Annotated in this window: 13 protein-coding genes; 9 read left to right on the top strand and 4 right to left on the bottom strand. The window is 72.0% G+C overall.

All coding sequences use genetic code 11. The features are described 5' to 3' along the window. Positions 1-200: 200 nt before the first annotated feature. Positions 201-725, bottom strand: coding sequence for a PadR family transcriptional regulator (locus tag ACSNOD_RS00005; RefSeq protein WP_436764566.1), 525 nt, complete (start codon positions 723-725; stop codon positions 201-203). A 796-nt stretch (positions 726-1,521) separates the two neighbouring features. Here ACSNOD_RS00005 and ACSNOD_RS00010 point away from each other — a divergent pair. Further along, complete coding sequence (locus tag ACSNOD_RS00010; protein ID WP_436764567.1) at positions 1,522-2,463, top strand: beta-ketoacyl-ACP synthase III; 942 nt, start codon at positions 1,522-1,524, stop codon at positions 2,461-2,463. An 8-nt stretch (positions 2,464-2,471) separates the two neighbouring features. Here ACSNOD_RS00010 and ACSNOD_RS00015 read toward each other — a convergent pair whose 3' ends face one another. Further along, a complete protein-coding gene (locus ACSNOD_RS00015; RefSeq protein WP_436764568.1) occupies positions 2,472-3,521 on the bottom strand; it encodes a family 2 encapsulin nanocompartment cargo protein polyprenyl transferase in 1,050 nt (349 codons plus the stop codon). 230 nt (positions 3,522-3,751) lie between these two features. On the opposite strand from ACSNOD_RS00015, the gene ACSNOD_RS00020 reads away from it, so the two are divergent. The 5 genes from ACSNOD_RS00020 to ACSNOD_RS00040 all read left to right on the top strand — a co-directional run bounded on the left by ACSNOD_RS00020 (position 3,752) and on the right by ACSNOD_RS00040 (position 9,141). Further along, complete coding sequence (locus ACSNOD_RS00020) at positions 3,752-4,201, top strand: RrF2 family transcriptional regulator (protein ID WP_436764569.1); 450 nt, start codon at positions 3,752-3,754, stop codon at positions 4,199-4,201. 197 nt (positions 4,202-4,398) lie between these two features. Next, the gene (locus ACSNOD_RS00025; protein ID WP_436764570.1) at positions 4,399-5,601 is read left to right on the top strand and encodes a globin domain-containing protein; all 1,203 of its coding nucleotides are present in this window, start codon (positions 4,399-4,401) and stop codon (positions 5,599-5,601) included. A gap of 163 nt (positions 5,602-5,764) precedes the next feature. Then, positions 5,765-7,090, top strand: coding sequence for an alpha/beta hydrolase (locus tag ACSNOD_RS00030; RefSeq protein WP_436764571.1), 1,326 nt, complete (start codon positions 5,765-5,767; stop codon positions 7,088-7,090). A 434-nt stretch (positions 7,091-7,524) separates the two neighbouring features. After that, entirely contained in the window at positions 7,525-8,118 is a 594-nt protein-coding gene (locus ACSNOD_RS00035; protein ID WP_436764572.1) for an N-acetylmuramoyl-L-alanine amidase, read from the top strand. An 81-nt stretch (positions 8,119-8,199) separates the two neighbouring features. After that, entirely contained in the window at positions 8,200-9,141 is a 942-nt protein-coding gene (locus tag ACSNOD_RS00040; protein WP_436764573.1) for a 1-aminocyclopropane-1-carboxylate deaminase/D-cysteine desulfhydrase, read from the top strand. On the opposite strand, the gene ACSNOD_RS00045 is transcribed toward ACSNOD_RS00040, so the two are convergent. Next, the gene (locus ACSNOD_RS00045) at positions 9,120-10,793 is read right to left on the bottom strand and encodes a cation:proton antiporter (RefSeq protein ID WP_436764574.1); all 1,674 of its coding nucleotides are present in this window, start codon (positions 10,791-10,793) and stop codon (positions 9,120-9,122) included. The two genes, ACSNOD_RS00040 and ACSNOD_RS00045, sit on opposite strands and share 22 nt — an antisense overlap. Before the next feature lie 57 nt (positions 10,794-10,850). On the opposite strand from ACSNOD_RS00045, the gene ACSNOD_RS00050 reads away from it, so the two are divergent. The 3 genes from ACSNOD_RS00050 to ACSNOD_RS00060 all read left to right on the top strand — a co-directional run bounded on the left by ACSNOD_RS00050 (position 10,851) and on the right by ACSNOD_RS00060 (position 12,796). Continuing rightward, entirely contained in the window at positions 10,851-11,123 is a 273-nt protein-coding gene (locus ACSNOD_RS00050; RefSeq protein WP_436764575.1) for a UBP-type zinc finger domain-containing protein, read from the top strand. A 288-nt stretch (positions 11,124-11,411) separates the two neighbouring features. Further along, complete coding sequence (locus ACSNOD_RS00055; RefSeq protein ID WP_116213824.1) at positions 11,412-11,825, top strand: anti-sigma regulatory factor; 414 nt, start codon at positions 11,412-11,414, stop codon at positions 11,823-11,825. Then, on the top strand, positions 11,822-12,796 hold the full coding sequence (locus ACSNOD_RS00060) for an RNA polymerase sigma factor SigF (protein WP_436764576.1): 975 nt from the start codon (positions 11,822-11,824) through the stop codon (positions 12,794-12,796). Before ACSNOD_RS00055 ends, ACSNOD_RS00060 begins: the two co-directional genes overlap by 4 nt. Before the next feature lie 82 nt (positions 12,797-12,878). On the opposite strand, the gene ACSNOD_RS00065 is transcribed toward ACSNOD_RS00060, so the two are convergent. After that, positions 12,879-13,313: a hypothetical protein gene (locus tag ACSNOD_RS00065; protein ID WP_436764577.1), complete on the bottom strand. Its 435-nt coding sequence runs from the start codon at positions 13,311-13,313 to the stop codon at positions 12,879-12,881. Positions 13,314-13,364 lie beyond the last annotated feature (51 nt).

Here is a 13,364-nt window from a genome sequence, read left to right on the forward strand (position 1 = left end):
CGCACGCGTACGCCATGAGAACTCCGACCCGCTGGACGCCGTCATGGCCCATCTGTTCGCGGTGGCGGCGGCGGAGGAGGCGGCGACTGAGCCGGGGCCGGGGTGAAGCCCGGCTCGACCGATCGGGCCGGGTTACGCGCCGCCGACGACCTCGCGCCCAGTGCGGCGGTCCACGGCGGTGAGCGAGGCACCGTCCGCAGTCATCCGCACACCTCCATGGCCAGCTGCTCCAGGCGGGCGGCGGTCAGCTCCAGCCAGCGCAGGTCCGCTTCCAGGTGGAACAGCGCGTGGTCGCAGATCAGCTGGTCGGCGAGGTCACCGGTGGCCTTGCGACGGGTCAGCTCCCGCATCAGCCGCAGATGCTCCGAGCGCTGGGTGTCCAGCAGCTCGGCGGCGCTGCGGCCGGTGAGCAGCGCGAGGACCACCTTGGTGTAGAGGGTGTTCTGCAGATACGGCTCGGGCTTCTCCGGGGTCGCCAGCCAGCCGGCCACATCGGTGATGCCCGCCTCGGTGATCGCATAGCGCTTGCGCTCCGGGCCACCCCCGGCCTCGATGCCGTCGACCTGAACCAGGCCGTTCTTGAGCAGCCGGGACATCGTCGAGTAGACCTGCCCGTAGTGGAGCGGGCGGTCCTGCCCGAATCGCTCGTCGAAGGCGCGCTTGAGGTCATAGCCGTGACGGGGCCCGGACTCCAGCAACCCCAGCAGTGTGTGCCCGATAGACATGCACCAACTATACACTTCGTGTATACGTGCGGGCGCCCAGTGGCCTGCCCATCGTCACGCTGTGTGTTCAGCGAGCGGCTCCGTACCCGCGCGTGCCCTCTCTCGCCGCCACCCCATGCGAGAGCAGGCGGCAGCCCCTCGCGAGGACCGCTGCGCGATGACCACCGCGAACGTCGCTCCGGTCGGACGGAACCCCGAGCGGATCAGGCCGGCCCCTGGTTGGCCCCACCCGTGGCGGTCATGGCGTTCTTCGCCGCTTCCGTCGCGGCATTACGGGGGCATTCCGGGTTCGCGCACGTCCCCGGGCCCCAGACGGGAACAAACGCTCCCAGAACCTTGCGGCGGCTGACCACGACCGGCCTCACGGGCTGCCCGCAGACCGGGCACTGGTCGGCGGCCGACGTACCGTGCCGTTCACCTTCCCTGGCCATGCCTCCACGGTAAGCCGCCGCCACCGCCTTGGCCAGGCGCGGTGACAGTGGGGTCCCGCCAGATCCTGGCGCCGAAGATTGGCCCACCCCGCATCACGTCCAGGGGCGCGAACCCCAAAACTGGTAGATCTGTCCATAGCACTCATCGGAATCCGCCGGACACAGCGGATCGATGGTGTTCGGCCAGGTGGCGGGCGTTTCAGCCCACCGGCGCTTCCCCCCTCGTCACTCCCCTCGCCTCTTCTTTCGCCCCTCGCCTCACGTCATCCTCCGCTTCGCCCCCACCTCCGCCTCCTCTGCTTCGCCTCCCTTCGCTTCGCCCCTCACGACCTCGACGGTCACGATCCCGACACCAGGAGCTGCCCATGAACCCCGGCTCGCGTGTACTGGCTCTCGGCCACTATCAGCCCGCCACGGTCCTCACCAATGACGACCTGGCGGCGATGGTCGACACCAGTGACGAGTGGATCAGCAGCCGCGTCGGCATCCGGACCCGGCACATCGCCGCGCCCGACGAGACCGTCGACCGGATGGCGGCCGCCGCGGCCGCCAAGGCCCTGGCCGGCAGCGGTCTCTCCGCGGACGAGATCGATCTCGTGCTCGTGGCCACCTGCACCGCCGTGGATCGCAGCCCCAACACGGCGGCCCGCGTCGCCGCCCAGCTGGGCCTGTCCTCCCCCGCCGTCATGGACATCAATGTGGTCTGCGCGGGCTTCACCCACGCGCTCGCCACCGCCGACCACGCCATCCGGGCCGGCTCCGCCACCAAGGCCCTGGTCATCGGCGTCGAGAAGTTCTCCGACGTCACCGACTGGACCGACCGCACGACCTGTGTGCTGGTCGGCGACGGTGCCGGGGCGGCCGTGGTCGTCGCCGCCGAGGAGCCCCGGATCGGGCCGGTGGTCTGGGGGTCGGTGCCGGAGATGGGGCACGCCGTGCGGATCGAGGGCGCCCCCGCCCGATTCGCCCAGGAGGGCCAGTCCGTCTACCGATGGGCCACCACCGCCCTGCCGCCGATCGCCCGCACGGTGTGCGAGCGCGCCGGGGTGCGGCCGGAGGAGCTGGCCGCCGTCGTCCTCCACCAGGCCAATCTGCGGATCATCGAACCGCTCGCCCAGAAGATCGGCGCGGTGAACGCGGTCGTCGCCCGGGATGTCGTCGACTCCGGCAACACCTCGGCCGCCAGCATCCCGCTCGCCCTCGCCAAGCTGGTGGAGCGCGGTGAGATTTCGCCCGGCTCACCCGTCCTCCTCTTCGGCTTCGGCGGCAACCTCTCGTACGCCGGCCAGGTCATCCGCTGCCCCTAGGGCTCAGCTCAGCGGCTGCGCCGTGTGACGAACTCGGCCAGGGACAACAGATCACCCGCCTCTCCGAGGTCCGGAACGGCCCGCGCCAGATGGTCGATGGCCGCCGCCATCCGCACACACGCCTCGCTCTGGGCCCAGTCCCGCCCGCCCGCCGCCTCCACGGCCTCGGCGGCCCGGCGCAGCGCGATGTCGTCCAAGGGCCCCTCGGCGGCATAGAGGGCGGCCAGCTCCGCCGCGGCGGGGCTGTCGGACGTCAGCGCGGCCACCACCGGCAGGGACTTCTTGCGCGCCACGAGATCCGCCCCGGCCGGCTTCCCCGTGGTGGCGGGGTCCCCCCAGATCCCGATCAGATCGTCGATCAGCTGGAACGCGAGCCCCGCGGCCCTGCCGAAGGCGTCCATGGCCTTCACCGCCGCCGGCTCGGCCCCGGCGTACAGCGCGCCGAGCGCGCAGGCGCACCCGAGGAGCGCCCCCGTCTTGGCCTCCGCCATGGACAGGCACTCCTCCAGCGTGACCTCGGGCCGATGCTCGAAGGCACAGTCCGCGTACTGGCCGTCGCACAGCTCCAGCACACAGGCGGAGAGCCGACCGGCCGCCTCCGTGGCCGCCGGGTGAGCGTCCTGGGCCAGTATCCGCACCGCCAGGGCGTGCAGCGCGTCCCCCGCGAGTATCGCGTTGGCCACCCCGAACACGGTCCAGGCCGTGGGCCGGTGCCGACGGGTCCGGTCGTGGTCGATGACGTCGTCGTGCAACAGAGTGAAGTTGTGCACCAGTTCGACCGCCGCGGCGGGCCGCACGGCCTGCTCCGCGCTGTCCGTCCGCCCACTGACCGCCCGCGCCGCCGCCAGCACCAGCGCCGGCCGAATCGCCTTGCCCGCATGGCCCGACGTGGGTAAACCGTCCGCGTCCTGCCAGCCGAAGTGATACGCGGCGATGCGCCGCATCGATTCCGGCAGCGACCGCACCGCGCCTCTCAGCACCGGGTCCACCGCCGTCCGTGACCGCTCCAGAAGATCCGCGGCCTCCCGCCCCTCCCGGTGCTGCGTAAACGTGTCCATACCCCGCCCCCCCCTGCTCTGCTTCGCGCGGCATGCGCTGTCCCGCAATTCATCGTGGCAGCAACGCGCTTCGGCGGGCCACTACACAAATGGGTGGGAATAGATCACGCCCTCGCGGAGAAGGCCAGGGGCTCGCGGAGAAGGTCGAGGGCCTCCCCAGCCGGGCTCGAGTGACACACTTCCGGCCCCCTAATACGCATGGGCCATGCAACTTTCCTAGAGTGGGGCCCATGCGGCTGACGAAGTTCACCGACCTGGCGCTGCGCGTGATGATGCGCCTGGCGGTCGGCGACAGCGACCTGCCCACGACCCGGGAGGTCGCCGGGGTGATGCGGGTGCCGTACACCCACACCGCCAAGGTCGTCTCCCGGCTGCAGCACCTCGGGCTGGTCGAGGCCCGGCGGGGACGGGGCGGTGGACTGACGCTCACGGCGGCCGGCCGCACGGCTTCCGTGGGGCGGCTCGTTCGTGAACTGGAGGGGGTGGGGGACGTCGTGGAGTGCGAAGGCGCCACACCCTGCCCGCTGCGCTCGGCCTGCCGTCTGCGGGGCGCCCTCCGCGGGGCCCAGGAGGCGTTCTTCGCGACGCTGGACCCCCTCACTGTCGAGGAACTGGTGGAGTCGCCCACGCGGCCGCTGCTGCTCAGCCTCACCGGACACTCCTCCGCGCCACCGGGCTGAGCCCGGCCCGCCCGCGGCCTGCCCGCCCTCCCCGCCGCGCCCCATCCGCGGCGGAGCAGCGACCGGCACGGGGAGCGGAGCGGGGACCGGAACGACGGTCGCAGCGGCGACCGGAGCAGCCGACCGGAACATCCCACCGAACCACAGATCCAGGCCCGCCGAAATACGCATCTGACATACTCATTAAAGGAGCCGCCATGCTGTCCCCGGAGTCCGTCGCGACCGTGCGCGCCACCCTCCCGGCCGTCGGCGCCGCCATCGACACCATCACCGAACGGTTCTACGACCGGCTCTTCGCCGCCCATCCCGATCTTCTGCGCGATCTGTTCAACCGCGGCAACCAGGCGTCGGGCAGCCAGCGCCAGGCCCTCGCCGGGTCGATCGCCGCCTTCGCCACCGCGCTCGTCGAACGGCCGGAGACCCGCCCGGACACGATGCTCTCCCGCATCGCGCACAAGCACGCCTCCCTCGGCATCGCCCCGGACCAGTACGGCATCGTCCACACCCATCTGTTCGCGGCCATCGCCGAGGTCCTGGGCGCCGCGGTGACCGACGAGGTCGCGGCCGCCTGGGACGAGGTCTACTGGCTGATGGCCAACGCGCTCATCGCCATCGAGGCCCGGCTCTACGCGGAGCGAGGCGTGCTCGCCGGCGACAGCTGGCGCCCCTGGGAGATCACCGAACGGATCGAGGAGACGCCGGATGTGGCCACGTTCCGGCTGCGCCCGGCCGACGGACGCCCCGCACCGGGTTTCGCCCCCGGCCAGTACGTCTCCGTACGCGTCACCCTCCCCGACGGCGCCCGGCAGATCCGTCAGTACAGCCTGTCGAGCGCCCCGGGCTCGCCCGTACGGTCGATCACCGTGAAACGGGTGCACGGCCGGGGTGCGCCGGACGGCGAGGTGTCCCACCACCTGCACGCGCGGGCACGCGTGGGCGACCGCCTCGAGCTCTCGCCCCCGTACGGCGATCTGACCCTCGACGGCCTCGACCCCGAGAGCCCCCTACTGCTCGTCTCGGCCGGCATCGGCTGCACGCCGATCCTGGCAATGCTCGAACACCTGGCCGACATCGGGCATCAGGGGGCGGTGACCGTCGTCCACGGCGACCGCTCCCCCGCCGAGCACGCTCTGCGCGTGGACCACCAGGTGTTCACCACCAAGCTGGCGCGGGGCACGGCGCACTTCTGGTACGAGCGGCCGGACGGTACGTGGCCGGCCGACCGCACCGGGCTCGTCGACCTGTCGGGCATCGAGCTGCCCGACGGAGTACGGGCCTACCTCTGCGGCCCCCTGCCCTTCATGCGAGCCGTGCGGGCACAGTTGCTGGCTCGTGGCGTGCCCGCCGCCGATGTGCACTACGAGGTGTTCGGCCCGGACCTCTGGCTCGGTCAGGACTGACGGCGCCGGAACTGGCGACAGTACTGGGCGCGCGGTGCGGCGAGGGGCCGGGGGCTCGAACGCCTCGGGCGGAGAGCGCGGGTACCCATGGCACGCTGCCCGCGCTCACCCGTCCGGCTCCCGCCGGGATGTGCCGGGCGGCGGACGCTGATGGGCTCGTGCCATGCGTCCTCGTCAGCTGGCCGCAGGCCCCTTGGACTGGTCGCTGATCCACGGCGCGGTCCCCCTGGTCGTGCAGGTCGTGGGGTTCTGTGCCCTGGTGGCGCTCTGCTTCTCCCGGGACCGGGCGTGGCTGCTGCGCTGGGGGCCGGTGGCGGTGGTGCTGGCGGGGGTGCTCACCCTGCTGCTGAAGGTCACCGTGGAGGACTGGTGGCAGCCCTTCCCCGACGAGCTCCCCCTGGAGGTCGTCGTCTGGCTGGGAGTGGCGATCCTCGGGGTCTGCCTGGCGGCCTTCCGGCTGCCGCGGCTGCGCTGGCGGTCGCGCGCCGCGGCCGCCGTCGCCGCGGCGCTGGTGGTGCTCCTCGGGCTGTCCGGGATCAACCGCCACTTCGCGCAGTACCCGACGCTCCGCACCATGCCCGGCCCGTGGGCGGACCAGACGGTCGACCTCGCCGCGGCCATCGGCAGCCGCAAGCCCCTGCTGCGCGTGCCCGAGGGGAAGCGCCTCGCGGAGATCTGGCACCCTCCGGCAGGACTGCCCACGGAAGGGACCCTGTCCAAGACGCCCGTGCCGGGTACGAAGTCGGGCTTCGCGGCTCGTGACGCCTATGTCTACCTTCCGCCCGCCTATCGGGCCGACCCCCGCCCGGCTCTGCCCGTACTGGTGCTCACCACCGGCCAGCCCGGCTCCCCGGAGGACTGGGTGAACTCCGGTCAGCTCAAGGGCATGATGGACGCCTTCGCCGCCGCCCACGGCGGTCTGGCCCCGGTCGTGGTGGTCGCCGACGCGCTCGGCTCCACCTTCGCCAACACGCTGTGCATGGACTCCCGCATCGCCAAGGCGCAGACGTATCTGGCGGAGGACGTCCCGGACTGGATTCGCGCCAACCTCCAGGTTGCCGCGGACCGGACCGGCTGGGCGACGGCCGGCTACTCCTTCGGCGGCACCTGCTCGGTCCAGCTCGCCGTCAACGCTCCCCAGGTGTACGGGCGCTTCATCGACATCGCGGGGCAGGCGGAGCCGACCCTGGGCAGCCGCTCCAAGACGATCGACACCGCGTTCGGCGGCGACGGCGCCGCCTACGCGAGGGTCAACCCGCTGGACGTCCTGGCGCGCACCCGGTTCCCCGACACGGCGGGCGTGTTCGTCGCCGGCGCCGACGACCGCTCCTCGGCCACCGAACAGCGCACGGTCCACGAAGCGTGCCGGAAGGCGGGCATGCGGGTCTCGTTCGTGACCCTGCCGGGCGGGCACAGCTGGCAGGTGTGGCGGCCCGGCCTCCAGACCCAACTCGACTGGCTGGCCCGGGAGACGCGGCTGATGCCATGACGGGCACGCCACCGCACGCGCGCCGGATTTCCCGCGAATGACGCTCGATAAACGGGTTTCCTGAGGATGCCCACCTCGGCGGGGCCCCGTGACCGGGACCGCTCCACCGGCGTTGGGCGTACGGAATCCGGACGCCACGGCATTCGTGCCGCGATTGCGGCAGCGGTTCACGGCCGGAAGCACGAATATCTCCACAGGGGCCGTGATACGGCCGAGGATAGGCGCGCCCGTTACCGCGATACGGGTGTGCCGGGGCAATGCCGCCGAAGGGCGGGAACCGGCTCCGGCCAATAGCGCGGAACAGCGCCGAAGCATCTCGTGAACACCTCATATGAGTATGGGTCCGCGTGTGGTCAGCGGGTCTCCGGTCGGGTACAAGCAGAATGAGAGGCAGCCCGCGTCAGGCGGGCGCCGCGCTCTGCGAAGGAGGCGGCATGGCCCCACCCATGTCCGCGAACCGATTTCTGGAGATGCTCAAGCGCGAAGGCCTCAAGGTCGTCGAGGTCGGAGACTGGCGCAATCACAACCGCAATCACGTCGGCCCCTGGGGCCCCGTCCACGGCGTGATGATCCATCACACCGTCACCAAGGGCACCGCGGCCACCGTACGGATCTGCCGCGACGGTTACGCGGGCCTGCCCGGTCCGCTCTGCCATGGCGTCATCGCCAAAGACGGAACGATTCACCTCGTCGGCTACGGAAGAGCCAACCACGCCGGCGCGGGAGACGACGACGTCTTACGCGCCGTCATCGCCGAGAGCTTCCCGCTTCCGCCGGACAATGAGACCAACACCGACGGAAACCGCCATTTCTACGGTTTCGAGTGCGAGAACCTCGGAGACGGCAAGGACCCCTGGCCCGCCGCACAGCTCGAAGCCATCGAGCAGGCGTCGGCGGCGGTCTGCCGTCACCACGGCTGGACCGAGCGGTCCGTGATCGGGCATCTCGAATGGCAGCCCGGGAAGATCGACCCCCGCGGCTTCACCATGAGCGCGATGCGGACACGCATCCGCGATCGGTTGTCATGAGCACTACTGGTGACATCCGGGTGCACCGCCGGATGATCACCACCGGGTGATCGCCGCCCGGTCCCGCGCGACAATGGACGTGTGACCGGCGCGCACCCATCGATCCCCCCACCCCCCGACCTCGGCCGGCTGCGGCCGCGACTGCCGTCGCCCCTCCAGCCGGTCGAGGACGAGCGCTTCGAGCAGTACGGAGTGAGCCTGCTGCTCAAGCGGGACGATCTGATCCATCCGGAGCTGCCCGGCAACAAGTGGCGCAAGCTCGCGCCGAATCTGCGCACCGCCCTCGCCGAGGGCCGCTCCACCCTGCTCACCTTCGGCGGGGCCTACTCCAACCACCTGCGCGCCACCGCCGCGGCGGGGCGCCTGCTGGGCCTGGCCACCGTCGGCGTCGTCCGGGGAGCCGAGCTCGCCGACCGCCCGCTCAACGACTCCCTGGCCCACTGCGTCGCCAACGGCATGCGACTGGTCTTCATCGACCGCGCCACCTACCGCCGCAAGGCCGAGCCCGAGGTGACGGCCCGGCTGTGCGCGCGGTTCGACGACGCCTTCGTGATCCCGGAGGGCGGCAGCAACGCGGCGGCGGCCGCGGGCTGCGCGGAGCTCGGCCGGGAGCTGCGGGGAGCGGCGGACGTGGTCGCCGTCGCCTGCGGCACGGGCGGCACGCTCGCCGGCCTGGCCGCCGGTCTGGCGCCGGAGCAGCGCGCCCTGGGCTTCCCCGTCCTCAAGGGCGGATTTCTCGACAAGGAGATAGAGCGGCTCCAGCGAGAGGCCTTCGGCGGCCGTACGGGCACATGGCGGCTCGACGACCGCTTCCACTGCGGCGGCTACGCCAAGGTGCCCGAGGAACTCGACGCGTTCTGCGCGGACTTCGGCGAGCGGCACGGTCTGTCCGTGGACCGGATCTACGTCGGCAAGATGCTGCACGGCCTGCTGACCCTCGCCAGCGAGGGCGCCTTCCCCCGGGGCACGGCCCTCGCGGCCGTGGTGACCGGCACCGCCGATCAGGCCGTCTCCTCCCGATAGGCCGCCGCCTCCTCGAGATCCAGCCTCCGCAACAGCGTCCGCAGCATCTCGTCGTCGATGCGCCGCTGATCGCGCAGGGCGACGAAGACCTGGCGCTCCGCCGCGATCACCTCGCGGGCGAGCCGCCGATACGTGTCGTCCGCGGACTCCCCGGTGACCTCGTTGACCGCTCCGAGGCGCTCCCAGACGGCGTTGCGCCGCCGCTCCAGCGCCGTGCGCAGCCGGTCCTCCAGGGGGCGCGGCAGGGCGTTGCGCGGGTCGGCGAGGAGCGCGTCGAGCCGCCGCCGCGCCGCGTTCGACGCCTCGCTCTGCGCCTGGGCCTCCAGCAGGGTCTCCGTCTGGCGGTCCCTGCCGGGCAGGCGGAGCAGCCGGATCAGCGGGGGCAGCGTCAGCCCCTGGAGGACCAGGGTGCCCAGGACGGCGCAGAAGGTCAGGAACAGGATCAGCTCGCGGGCCGGGAACGGCCCGCCGCCGTGGACCGTCTCGGGGATGGAGAAGGCGATCGCCAGCGAGACCACGCCGCGCATTCCGGCCCAGGACACCACGAAGGGGTGCGTCCAGGGCAGCCTCTCACCGACACCGCCCGGATCGCCGGCACCGCCCGGGCCGCCGACACCGCCCGGGCCGCCGGCACCGCCCTGCCCGTCGCGGCCCGTCCGGCGGCGGGACAGCAACCGGCCGGGGAGGTAGGTCGCCGGATAGACCCAGACGAACCGGGACACGATCACGGCGAGCAGAACGGCGACGGCGTACCAGACCGCCTCCAACGCCGCGTACTCCCCGAGGCCCCGCAGCACGATCGGCAGCTGCAACCCGATCAGCGCGAAGACGACCGACTCCAGGACGAAGGCGACCATGGTGAACACCGCGGCCTCCTGGAGCCGGGTGGCGAAGTCGACCTGCCAGGAGCGGTGGCCGAGGAAGAGACCGACGACCACCACGGCCAGGACTCCCGAGGCGTGCACCTGCTCCGCCGCCGCGTACGCCGCGAAGGGGATGAGCAGCGAGAGGGTGTTCTGGAGCAGGGAGTCGCGCAGCCGGGTGCGCAGCCAGTGCAGCGGCACCATGAGCAGCAGCCCGACCCCGGCGCCACCGAGGGCCGCCAGGGCGAACTCCGTCAGGCCCCCGGACCAGCTCGCTCCCTCACCGACCGCGGCCGCCAGGGCCACTTTGTACGCGGTGATCGCGGTCGCGTCGTTGACGAGCGACTCGCCCTGGAGAATCGTCGTGATTTTGCTGGGCAGCCCGATGCGGCGGGCGATGGCCGTGGCCGCCACCGCGTCGGGCGGCGCGACCACGGCCCCCAGCACCAGCGCGGCGGTGAGCGGCAGGCCCGGCACCACCAGATACGCCACGTATCCGACGGCGAGCGTGGCGAACAGGACATAGCCGACGGAGAGCAGCGCCACGGGCCGCACATTGGCCCTCAGCCCCAGATAGGAGCTGTCGAGGGCCGCCGTGTGCAGCAGGGGCGGCAGCAGCAGGGGGAGCACGATCTCCGGATCGAGGGCGTACTCCGGCACCCAGGGCAGGGAGGAGACGGCGAGTCCGGCGGCCACCAGCAGCAGGGGCGGGGGCACGGGGGTGCGGCGGGCCGCGCCGGCGACCGCCGCGCTTCCCGCGACCAGTATGAGCAAGGGCAGTGCGTTCATGACCCGTCGTCCCCCGTCGCCGCGATCCCGTCCGTCCCTCGATCTACCCTGGCCATCATGAGCGACTGTCCGCATATCGCAGAGTTGCCGCGCCCCGAGCCGGCACCCCTGACCGACACCTGCCCGGAATGTCAGGCGGCCGGCAGCCACCCCGTCCATCTGCGACTCTGCCTGAGCTGCGGACACGTGGGGTGCTGCGACTCCTCGCCCCTGCGGCACGCCAGTCGGCACCACGAGGACACCGGGCACCCGGTGATGCGCAGTTTCGAGCCCGGCGAGAGCTGGCGCTGGTGCTTCGTCGACCAGCGGATCATCGGAACGGATCACTGAGCTCCGCGCCGGCCGGTCAACGCGAGCACCGCCGTCGCGAATTGGGCCCGCAGCCCTCTAGCCACTGTCCGTACCCATAGGCGTACAATATGTAACGCTGAGTGATGCACGGACGCCAGTGACGCCCTCGACGGCGGCCATGCTCGTCCCAGAAGACACCGGCCCACAGATCGCGATAGCGTCGCTGCCGAACCATGCGCCGTGCCGGCCCCGAAGCCCCCCTTCCGCAGGGGCCCCGGACCGGCATCGGGAACAGCTCAACCAGTTTGTGTCACCTTGGAGGTGAGGGTGTCCCAGATCGCAGGCGAGCCCGGGACCCAGGACTTCGTGGAAGTCCGGCTGCCGGCCGCGGGTGCCTACCTGTCGGTGTTGCGTACGGCCACGGCCGGACTCGCGGCCCGTTTGGACTTCACCCTCGACGAGATCGAGGATCTGCGCATCGCCGTGGACGAGGCGTGCGCGATCCTGCTCCAGCAAGCCGTGCCGGGGAGCGTGCTCAGCTGCGTCTTCCGGCTGGTGGGGGACGCGCTGCGGGTCACGGTGTCCGCCCCCACCACCGATGGCCGCGCCCCCGAGCGGGACACCTTCGCCTGGACCGTGCTCTCGGCGCTCGCCGGAGAGGTCGATTCGACGGTGGCCGATGACCGTACGGTCAGCATCAGTCTGCACAAGAAGCGCGGCGCGGGTCCCGGCCAGCCGTGACGGACGGGACGGGCAGGCCGGTGCAGAACGAGAGGCTCAGCGCGCGGGTGATGCCCGGTGCGGCCATCCCGGAGCAGCAGCAGGCGGAGCGGGCGGACCACATGGACCAGCAGCAGCGGCAGGGCGCACAGGACTCGCGGGCCCCGCAGGGGGCGCGTGAGCCGCGAGAGTCTTCCGAGTCCGCCGAGGCCCAGGAGCTCCCCGGCGTTCCGGACCCCCATGACCGCAGCGGCGCCCGTGCCCTCTTCATCCAGCTGCGCAAGCTGCCGGACGGCTCCCCGGAACGGGCGGAGCTGCGCAATCATCTGGTGCGGATGCATCTGCCCCTGGTGGAGCACCTCGCCCGCCGCTTCCGCAACCGGGGCGAGCCGCTGGACGACCTGACGCAGGTCGCCACCATCGGGCTGATCAAGTCCGTCGACCGCTTCGACCCGGAGCGCGGGGTGGAGTTCTCCACCTACGCCACGCCCACGGTCGTCGGGGAGATCAAGCGCCACTTCCGCGACAAGGGCTGGGCGGTGCGCGTGCCGCGCCGGCTCCAGGAGCTGCGGCTCTCGCTGACCACCGCGACGGCCGAGCTCTCCCAGCAGCACGGCCGCTCGCCCACCGTCCATGAGCTGGCCGAGCACCTGGGCATCTCCGAGGAGGAGGTGCTGGAGGGGCTGGAGTCCGCGAACGCCTACAGCACCCTCTCCCTGGACGTGCCGGACACCGACGACGAGTCGCCGGCGGTCGCGGACACCCTGGGCGCCGAGGACGACGCCCTCGAGGGCGTGGAGTACCGCGAGTCGCTCAAGCCGCTGCTGGAGGAGCTGCCGCCGCGGGAGAAGAAGATCCTGCTGCTGCGGTTCTTCGGCAACATGACCCAGTCCCAGATCGCGCAGGAGGTCGGCATCTCCCAGATGCACGTCTCACGGCTGCTGGCCCGCACGCTGGCCCAGCTGCGGGACAAGCTCCTGGTCGAGGAGTGACGGGCCGAGGCGTGACGGGCCAGCGAGTGACGGCCCGAGGAGCGACGGTTCGAGGACCGATAGTGACGCCCGACGTGCGCCCCTAGGCGTCGGTGACGCCGATGCCCAGGGCGCGGGTGGCGGTCGGGTTGATCAGCAGGACCAGTACGGTCGCGGCGGCGACGGCCAGCGCCACGCCCGCGGCGACCAGCGCGCCACCGGTGTCCACGAGCGTCCACACCACGGGGACGGCCATCAGCTGAGTGATCAGTGCCGGTCCGCGGCTCCAGCGCCGGCACAGCAGCAGCCCGCGCGCCGCGACGAGCGGCAGCGCGGCCAAGGCCAGCAGCGTCAGGCCACCGGTCTCGGCCTGGCGGGGGCTGTCGGGGTCGCCGAGGAGCCCCATCACCAGCAGATAGACCCCGAGGGCGGCCAGTGCCAGCCCCTCGACGCCGGCGAGCGCCGCGGCGGCCGTCAACCGCGCCGGGCGCGGTTCGGCGGGGGCACGGTCGGGGGTCGGCTTCTGCTCACTGCTCATCCCAGCAGGGTAGCCCGCGCCCTCGGGGACACCGCCGGGACATCAGGGGAC

It is taken from the genome of Streptomyces sp. URMC 123, assembly GCF_051386515.1.
GTDB lineage: Bacteria > Actinomycetota > Actinomycetes > Streptomycetales > Streptomycetaceae > Streptomyces.

Bases quoted from the DNA above. Each gene is read 5' to 3' on its own strand.
- ACSNOD_RS00025 (WP_436764570.1), top strand. From the start codon at position 4,399: ATGCTGTCCCCGGAGTCCGTCGCGACCGTGCGCGCCACCCTCCCGGCC.
- ACSNOD_RS00050 (WP_436764575.1), top strand. From the start codon at position 10,851: ATGAGCGACTGTCCGCATATCGCAGAGTTGCCGCGCCCCGAGCCGGCA.
- ACSNOD_RS00010 (WP_436764567.1), top strand. From the start codon at position 1,522: ATGAACCCCGGCTCGCGTGTACTGGCTCTCGGCCACTATCAGCCCGCC.
- ACSNOD_RS00020 (WP_436764569.1), top strand. From the start codon at position 3,752: ATGCGGCTGACGAAGTTCACCGACCTGGCGCTGCGCGTGATGATGCGC.
- ACSNOD_RS00015 (WP_436764568.1), bottom strand. From the start codon at position 3,521: ATGGACACGTTTACGCAGCACCGGGAGGGGCGGGAGGCCGCGGATCTT.
- ACSNOD_RS00045 (WP_436764574.1), bottom strand. From the start codon at position 10,793: ATGAACGCACTGCCCTTGCTCATACTGGTCGCGGGAAGCGCGGCGGTC.
- ACSNOD_RS00005 (WP_436764566.1), bottom strand. From the start codon at position 725: ATGTCTATCGGGCACACACTGCTGGGGTTGCTGGAGTCCGGGCCCCGT.
- ACSNOD_RS00030 (WP_436764571.1), top strand. From the start codon at position 5,765: ATGCGTCCTCGTCAGCTGGCCGCAGGCCCCTTGGACTGGTCGCTGATC.
- ACSNOD_RS00065 (WP_436764577.1), bottom strand. From the start codon at position 13,313: ATGAGCAGTGAGCAGAAGCCGACCCCCGACCGTGCCCCCGCCGAACCG.
- ACSNOD_RS00035 (WP_436764572.1), top strand. From the start codon at position 7,525: ATGGCCCCACCCATGTCCGCGAACCGATTTCTGGAGATGCTCAAGCGC.